The following is a 7365-nucleotide window of genomic DNA, read 5'->3' as shown; positions in this document are numbered from 1 at the left end:
TCGGTCTCGTGTGCTCGGCGATGTGTATAAGGGCCAGCCCCGAACCAAGGAATCACGAGAGCGATGCGTGCCAGTTTCGTCTTCAGCGAGGTCGTCACCGGTTTGCGCCGGAACGTCACGATGACCATCGCGATGATCCTCACCACCGCGGTCTCGCTCGCCATGCTCGGCGGCGGTCTGCTCGCCGTGCGCACGATCGACAAGATGAAGGCGAACTTCCTCGCCGAAGTCGAAGTTTCGGTCTCGCTGGTCGACGACGTGAGCGCGAACGACAAGAACTGCACGCAGGCGCTCTGCAACGGGCTCCGCCAGTCGCTGCAGAACAACCCCGGTGTGGAGTCGGTCGTCTACGAGAACCGCGACCAGGCCTACGACCGGTTCAAGAAGATCTTCGCGAGCCAGCCCGAACTGCTCGAGCTGACCGGCCCCGAGGCGCTGCCCGCGTCGCTGCAGGTGAAGCTGAAAGACCCGGACCGGTCCGACGCGATCATCAAGCAGTACACCGGCCAGCCCGGCGTCAAGAAGGTCGACGACCAGAAGAAGTTCCTCGACCGCGTGTTCAACGTCTTCAACGGAGTCCGGAACATCGCGTTCGTGATGGCGCTTATCATGGCCGTCGCCGCCCTGCTGCTGATCGCGAACACCATTCAGGTCTCGGCGTTCACGAGGCGGACGGAAGTCGGCATCATGCGCCTGGTGGGCGCGACGCGGTGGTATACCCAGCTGCCGTTCCTCTTGGAGGCGGTGGTCGCCGGCACGGTCGGCGCCGTGCTCGGGGTGGTGTTCCTGCTTCTGACGAAGCTGTCCTTCCTCGACACGGTCTTCACCGGCGAAGTGTTCCCGCAGATCACCACGCTCGAGGTGCTGTTCCCGGTCGCGCCGATCCTGCTGGCGGTGTCGGTCCTGATCTCGGCGATCACCGGGTACGTCACGCTGCGGCTGTACGTGCGCCACTAGCGGGCACAAATCGGCTGCTCGCCGTCGGACGCATCACGTAAAGTGGTCGGTATGCCCAAGGAACGTGGACAGAAGGTCATCGCGTCGAACCGCAAGGCTCGGCACGACTACTCCATCCTGGACACCTATGAGGCCGGGATGGTGCTGGTGGGCACAGAGGTGAAAAGCCTGCGGGCCGGCAAAGCGTCGCTTGTGGACGCGTTCGCGACGGTGGACGACGGAGAGGTGTGGCTGCGCAACGTCCACATCCCCGAGTACACCCAGGGCACCTGGACCAACCACATGCCGCGGCGCACGCGGAAGCTGCTGCTGCACCGGCGCGAGATCGAACGGCTCATCGGCAAGACCAAGGAAAGCGGTCTGTCGCTGGTGCCGCTGTCGATGTACTTCAAGGACGGCAAGGTCAAGGTCGAGATCGCGCTGGCCCGAGGCAAGAAGGCCTACGACAAGCGCCAGTCGCTCGCCAAACGCGACGCGCAGAAGGACATCAGCCGCGCGATGGGGCGGGCGTTGAAGGGCCGGTTCACGGAGTGACGGCGGGTCCGGCCACCGACGCCGACGTCCCGGGCTGGATCGCCGGGCTCGGCCTCGACGGGATCGTCGACCTGCACGTCCACTTCCTGCCGAAGCCCGTGCTGGACAAGGTGTGGGCGTATTTCGACCGCGCCGAACAGCACTACGGCACGCCGTGGCCGATCCACTACCGCACGCCCGAGGCGGAGCGGATCGAAACGCTGCGCGCGCTGGGCGTGAAGGCCTTCGCGCCGCTGGTGTATCCGCACAAGCCGGGCATGGCGGAGTGGCTCACGTCGTGGGTGCTGGAGTTCGCCGAGCAGGTGCCGGAAGCGGTGCCCACCGGCACGTTCTATCCGGAGCCGGGTGCGTCGTCCTATGTGGACAATGCGTTGCGTGCGGGAGCCCGCTGCTTCAAGGCGCACGTCCAGGTCGGCGCATACGACCCGCGCGACGAGCTGCTCGACGCGGTGTGGGGCTCGCTGTCCGAGGCGGGCGTGCCGGTGGTGATCCACTGTGGACACGGGCCGTTGCGCGGCGATTTCACCGGGCTCGAGGTGTTCGAGGAAGTCCTGCAGCGGCATCCGCGGCTCACCGCCGTGCTCGCGCACGCGGCGATGCCCCAGTTCACCACCGCGTTCGAGCTGATGGAGCGGTACCCGCGGGTACACCTGGACACCACCATGGTCGGCGTGCCGTTCGCGGAGGCGATGTCGCCGCTGCCGCCGGACTGGACGGTCCGGTTGGCGGAGTTCGCCGACCGCGTCGTGCTCGGCACCGATTTCCCGAACATCCCGTACTCCTATGCCACACAGCTGCGGGCGATCGCCGGCTGGGCAGCCGACGATCGCCTTGGCGAGCCGTTCCTGCGAGCGGTGCTGCACGACACCCCCGCGAAGCTGCTCAGCGTTTGACCGTCACGAGGGCCCGGTTCCGCGGCAGCGACACCTGACGTCCGGCCAGCGCGAATCCGGCCGCGACCAGCGCCACCCACGGCAGCGGACCGTTCAGCACGCCGTCGCGCAGCGGGGCGAACCCGTGTGCGGCCAGGCCGAGGAGACCGCCGGAGGCGAGCAGGCCCGCCAGCACCAGCTGAGGCGTCCGTGCGGTCACGACCAGGCCGTCCGGCTGCATCTCGAAGCGCTCGAACAGCCGCAGCAGGCCCAGCAGCACCGCGCCGCACACCGCGAACCAGGCGGGGGCCATGAGGAACCACATCGACGAACCCGGGGTCGGCGTCGAGTAGCCGAGGCCGAAGACGGTCACGCCGGAAACCACGACCAGCGCCGGCATGTGCCACAGGTAGACCGACATGAACCGCGGGCTGAGCCAGCTGAGCGCGGCGGTGACGCGGGGGAGCGAGACGAGCTTCTCGCGCAAAGCCAGCAGGAACCCGATCTGGCCGAGCGCCAGGAACAGCAGCAGGACGGTCGGCGGGCTCATGTTGGACACCGGTGCGCCCGGCATGCCGATCATGCTCGCCGGGTACGGGCCGAACGCGACCAGCAGCGCCGTCACCCCGAAACCGGCGGCGGACACAGCGAGTGCGGCGCGGCGGCTGAGCGAGCCGAGACGGCCTTCGACGTAGTGGAAACCGAGCTGGTGGACGGCGACCCAGACGATGACGGCGTTGGCGTACCCGATCAGGCCGAGGTCGGAAAACCGTGCCACGTCAACGAGAACGCCTAGTCCGGCCAGTACCGCCGGTACCGCGAGACCCCAGCGGCGGTGTGCGGCGACCATCAGCGGTGTGAGCAGCACAGTGAGCAGGTAGACCGAGAGGAACCAGAGCAGCTGCGCGGCGATCGCGCTGGCCACCTGGACTGGTTGTGGCGGAACACCCAAGCCGTGCAACAGATCCGGCGCGACGAGCCACACCGCCATCAGCGGCAGCACGGGAACGAGCAGGCGGCGGACGCGTCCGGCGAACCAGGCGCGGGTGGATTCCGCGCGGCGCAAGGAGATCAGGTTCGCCGCGCCGCCGGCGAAGAAGACGAGGGGCATCACCTGCGACGCCCAGGTGATGATCCACCAGCCCGGCGTCGCGAGGGCGTTGCCGGTGGAAAGAGTGTTGCCGGAGAAGGAAAGCACCGGCATCGTCCAGTGCTGCGCGACCACCGCGAGGATCGCTCCGGCGCGCACCACGTCGAGAAACTTGTCCCGGGACGCCCGTGGGGCGCGGGTCGGCAGCTGGCTCGTCGTCATGCTGAAGAGCCTCGCGGTTTCCGGGCGCAGAAACAGCGGTGCTGACCACCGAAAGGGGGGTCGGGGTGGCAGGAGGTGTGTGGTGGGGTTTGCCCTACCACCGGGGCTCGTGAGTGCTGATCCCGGTTCTAACCGGCATCGCCACTCACGACAGGGTGTCCGGCTCCGGCTCCGATTCGTGCGCCTGCACCCGGTACGCCCAGCCGTTCTCGGTGAGGCCGAGTTCGTACCGCGTCTCGATTTTCGGCCCGCCGTGCAGGTGGATGTGGCGCACGACCGTGCCCGGAACCGGTTCCTCGTCGGCGAGTTCCTGCACCCGGCCGTCGAGCGGGCCGCCGAAGAAGCGGACGCTGCGGTCGGACATCGGGCTCTCCTCGCTCGGTTCGGGCGGCATCAGTCCATGGTAAGCGAGGGAACGCCGCCCGGGCTGCCGTCAGTTCGAGTGAGGGGTTTCAGCGGCCGAGGTAGGTCAGCACCGCGCGAACCCGGCGATGTTCTTCAGAACTGGCCTCGAGGCCGAGCTTCGAGAAGATGTTGCCGATGTGCTTTTCGACCGCTCCGTGCGACACGACCAGCGAGTTCGCGATGGCGTTGTTGGACAGGCCCTGGGCCATCAGTCCGAGTACCTCGGATTCACGCGCGGTGAGCGAATCGAGCGGGTTGCGGCGGCCGCGGGCCATCAGCTGGGCGATGACGTCCGGATCGATGGCGGTGCCGCCGTCCGCGACGCGACGGACCGCGTCCAGGAACTCGTCCACGTCGGCGACACGCTCTTTCAGCAGGTAGCCGACGCCTCCGGCACCGCCGGACAGCAGCTCGACCGCGTAGCTTTCCTCGACGTACTGGGACAGCACCAGCACCGGCAGGCCAGCGATCTCCTTGCGGGCCGCCAGCGCCGCGCGCAAACCCTCGTCGGTGAACGTCGGCGGCATCCGGACATCGACAATCGCCAGGTCAGGACGGTGTTCAGTGATCGCGCCGAGCAGGTCGTCGCCGTTGTCGACAGCGGCGACGGTTTCGATGCCCTCGTCGGCGAGCAACCGGGTGACCCCGGCCCGAAGCAACACGGCGTCTTCCGCGATCACTACTCGCATCAAGGCCCCCAGGTCCGTGAGTGAAAAGCTCCCGGGGCTATTCACTCACGGACGGGTCACCATTCACACGGCAGGTCCGCCCTGATGACCGTCGGGCCGCCGACCGGGCTCACGACGGTGATCACGCCGTCGATGGTCGCCGCTCGGTCGGCCAGCCCGGCGAGCCCGCCGCCAGGGCGGACCTCCGCGCCGCCGTGGCCGTTGTCGGTGATCTCGGTGATGACATGCGTGTCCGAGCGCCACACCTTCACCGTCGCCTCGGTCGCGCCGGCGTGCTTGGCGATGTTGGTGAGGGTCTCGCCGACGATGAAGTACGCCGTGGTCTCGACCGCGGCGGGCGGCCTGGGCTCGACGTTGACGTGCACGTCGACCGGGATCGGCGACTTAGCGGCCTGCGCGGACAGGGCCGCGTCGAGACCGCGGTCGCCCAGCACGGCGGGGTAGATGCCGCGGGCGAGGTCGCGCAGTTCGGAAACGGCGAGCTTGGCGTCCGAATGGGCCTCGTCGATCAGGTCGCGCACCGCGTTCGGGTCGTTGTCGAACTTCGATTTCGCCCGGCCGAGGCTCATCGCGACCGCCACGAGCCGCTGCTGGGCGCCGTCGTGCAGGTCACGCTCGATCCGGCGGCGCTCGGCCTCTGCGGCGTCCACGCCACGAGCCCGCGACGCCTGCAGGTGCTCAGCCTTCTTTTCGAGCTTCTTCGTGCGGTTCGGGCCCAGCATCGACAGCGCCAGGTTGCCGTGCAGCCAGCCCAGCCACGGCGTCACCCAGATCGCCATCGGCAGCAGCACGATCGACGCGATCGCGATCGGCAATTCGACGATCGACAGCGGGAACGCGACCATCAGGTAAGCCAGGTCGCGCCAGGTCGTCGGGTCGGACAGCCGGGTCAGCCAGCGGCGGGTCATCGGCTGCCCCTCGGTCGGCAGCCGCTCGACCGGGCCGATCGGGGTGCCGAGCATCCGGCGGGCCCACCGGCGTTCCACGTCGCCCGACCAGCGGATGAACCCGGTGACGGCCAGCAGGATCGGGAAGCCGATCCAGATGATGAGCGTCGCGGTGCCGACGGTCGCGCCGACCACGATGAGGATGAACTGCAACAGCCGCAGCACGAACGACGGGATCATGTAGCCGATCGTGCGAGCCGGATGCGGACGCGGGTGCACGGGAGGCGGGTCTTGCGAAGTCATCCGGCCACCGTGATCCCGTCGATCTCGTTCCACGAGCGCTCCATGCGACGCCGCTGGGCGACCGTGGGACGCAGCAACCCGGCCGCGAACGCCGCGTGCAGCGCCGCCAGCCCCTTGGTCAGGGCCACGGCGATCGCGGCGAACAGCACCCCCAGCGCCGCCCAGGGCAGCGCGGTCACCGTCGAATCGACGACGAACCACTGGACATCGTAGCTCGGGAAGGAGTAGACGCCGTCGGGAAGGAAGCGGTAGTAGATCGGCAGCGCGACCAGGCCGAGGCTGACCGCCCACACCGTCACGACCAGCACGAACTCCACCAGGCCGAGCGGGAAGAGCAGGAACAGGTAGGACAGGTCCCGCCAGGTCGCCGGGTCCTTCAGCCGGGTCAGCCAACGCTGCTTCTGCCCCGAAGGCGGCAACGGAAGGTAGGGGTCGTCGACGTACACGTCCAGCAGGGCGTAGATCCGCGCCCGCTCGACCCGGCCCGCGGTCCGCGCGAAGAGGATGAGCAGCCCGAGCAGCGGAACGCCCAGCCAGACGATGAGCGTCCCGAACCCGGCCGACCCCAGCGTCACGATGAGCGCGAACGAGAGGATGCCGATGGGCAGGTTGAGCAGGAGATACGCCAACGCCCCGCCCAACGGCGGAGTGCGGCGCCCAAAACTGCGACCGGCGGGCACGGTGACCATGGCGGGGCTCCCTCACAGCGGAAACTGACCTGCTCAGCATGGCCGGACGGGCACCCGGCAACCAGGGGGCGCGCGGGCATCTTGGAGGTGGGGACAGCCCTACCCCGGAGTTGGCCGACGCGCTGGCCCATGCCGGAATTATCGGGTTGCCGGACGCGTTATGATGGTTGAGTCAAGAACACCTACAAGGGGGTGAACGGTTTCGACTCTGGACGTTGAATCAAGGGAAGCGTGCCGGTGCAGGCGAGAGACCACCGCAAGCGTCATCGCAACCTAATAAGCGCCAAGGCCAATAGCCAGCGCGACTTCGCTCTCGCTGCCTGATCGCAGCAGAGCAAGTCTGTCGGCCCGGGGTCGCCTCCGACCCGGTCGCCGGCATCAGCTAGGAGGCTTACCGCCAGTCCCGGCCACGGGGCCTGGTAGGGAAGCAAACAGTGGCTGGGCTCGTCACTTCAGCTTGTTCGCGTGACTGAAGGGGCCAAGCAGAGACACAGCGGACTGCGCACGGAGAAGCCTTGAGGAGGCGCTAGAGGACCCGGGTTCAATTCCCGGCACCTCCACTCGATTCGCGGGAGAGCCCTGCCCAATGCTTACGCTTGGGCCAGGGCTCTTCTTCGTCATTGCCTTTGGGGGTCGGACCCCCAAACCCCCGCCAGGGGGCTGCGCCCCCTGGACCCCCATCGTGGTGGGCGGCTTTGGGGGGCCTGCTCGCTTGCC

8 protein-coding genes and 1 other RNA gene are annotated in these 7365 nt (G+C 68.2%); 4 read left to right on the top strand and 5 right to left on the bottom strand.

Features of this window, described 5'->3' with window-relative positions:
- Window positions 1–63: 63 nt before the first annotated feature.
- The 3 genes from ftsX to D0D37_RS45095 are packed head-to-tail and all read left to right on the top strand — an operon-like array spanning window position 64 to window position 2384.
- Window positions 64–957, top strand: coding sequence for a permease-like cell division protein FtsX (gene ftsX / locus D0D37_RS45105; RefSeq protein WP_116206698.1), 894 nt, complete (start codon window positions 64–66; stop codon window positions 955–957).
- Window positions 958–1008: 51 nt separating this feature from the next.
- Window positions 1009–1491: an SsrA-binding protein SmpB gene (gene smpB / locus D0D37_RS45100; protein ID WP_116206697.1), complete on the top strand. Its 483-nt coding sequence runs from the start codon at window positions 1009–1011 to the stop codon at window positions 1489–1491.
- Window positions 1488–2384 (top strand): amidohydrolase family protein, encoded by an 897-nt coding sequence (locus tag D0D37_RS45095; protein ID WP_116206696.1) that lies wholly within the window; start codon window positions 1488–1490, stop codon window positions 2382–2384. Before smpB ends, D0D37_RS45095 begins: the two co-directional genes overlap by 4 nt.
- On the opposite strand, the gene D0D37_RS45090 is transcribed toward D0D37_RS45095, so the two are convergent.
- The 5 genes from D0D37_RS45090 to D0D37_RS45070 all read right to left on the bottom strand — a co-directional run bounded on the left by D0D37_RS45090 (window position 2374) and on the right by D0D37_RS45070 (window position 6648).
- Window positions 2374–3675, bottom strand: a complete 1302-nt coding sequence (locus tag D0D37_RS45090; RefSeq protein WP_116206695.1) for an acyltransferase family protein — start codon at window positions 3673–3675, stop codon at window positions 2374–2376. The two genes, D0D37_RS45095 and D0D37_RS45090, sit on opposite strands and share 11 nt — an antisense overlap.
- Before the next feature lie 145 nt (window positions 3676–3820).
- Window positions 3821–4039: a hypothetical protein gene (locus D0D37_RS45085; RefSeq protein WP_009073301.1), complete on the bottom strand. Its 219-nt coding sequence runs from the start codon at window positions 4037–4039 to the stop codon at window positions 3821–3823.
- 88 nt (window positions 4040–4127) lie between these two features.
- Window positions 4128–4769 carry a response regulator transcription factor gene (locus D0D37_RS45080; protein WP_009073303.1) on the bottom strand — a complete coding sequence of 214 codons (642 nt, stop codon included), beginning with the start codon at window positions 4767–4769 and terminating at the stop codon, window positions 4128–4130.
- Window positions 4770–4825: 56 nt separating this feature from the next.
- A complete protein-coding gene (locus D0D37_RS45075) occupies window positions 4826–5959 on the bottom strand; it encodes a sensor histidine kinase (RefSeq protein WP_116206694.1) in 1134 nt (377 codons plus the stop codon).
- Window positions 5956–6648 carry a sensor domain-containing protein gene (locus tag D0D37_RS45070; protein WP_116206693.1) on the bottom strand — a complete coding sequence of 231 codons (693 nt, stop codon included), beginning with the start codon at window positions 6646–6648 and terminating at the stop codon, window positions 5956–5958. Before D0D37_RS45070 ends, D0D37_RS45075 begins: the two co-directional genes overlap by 4 nt.
- A gap of 188 nt (window positions 6649–6836) precedes the next feature.
- Between D0D37_RS45070 and ssrA the strand changes: the two genes are divergently transcribed.
- Window positions 6837–7211: a transfer-messenger RNA gene (gene ssrA, locus D0D37_RS45065) on the top strand.
- Window positions 7212–7365: the final 154 nt, after the last annotated feature.

Origin of the sequence: Amycolatopsis circi, assembly GCF_003385235.1 — a bacterium.
Lineage (GTDB): Bacteria > Actinomycetota > Actinomycetes > Mycobacteriales > Pseudonocardiaceae > Amycolatopsis > Amycolatopsis circi.
This window is presented reverse-complemented; position numbering and strand designations above follow the sequence as displayed.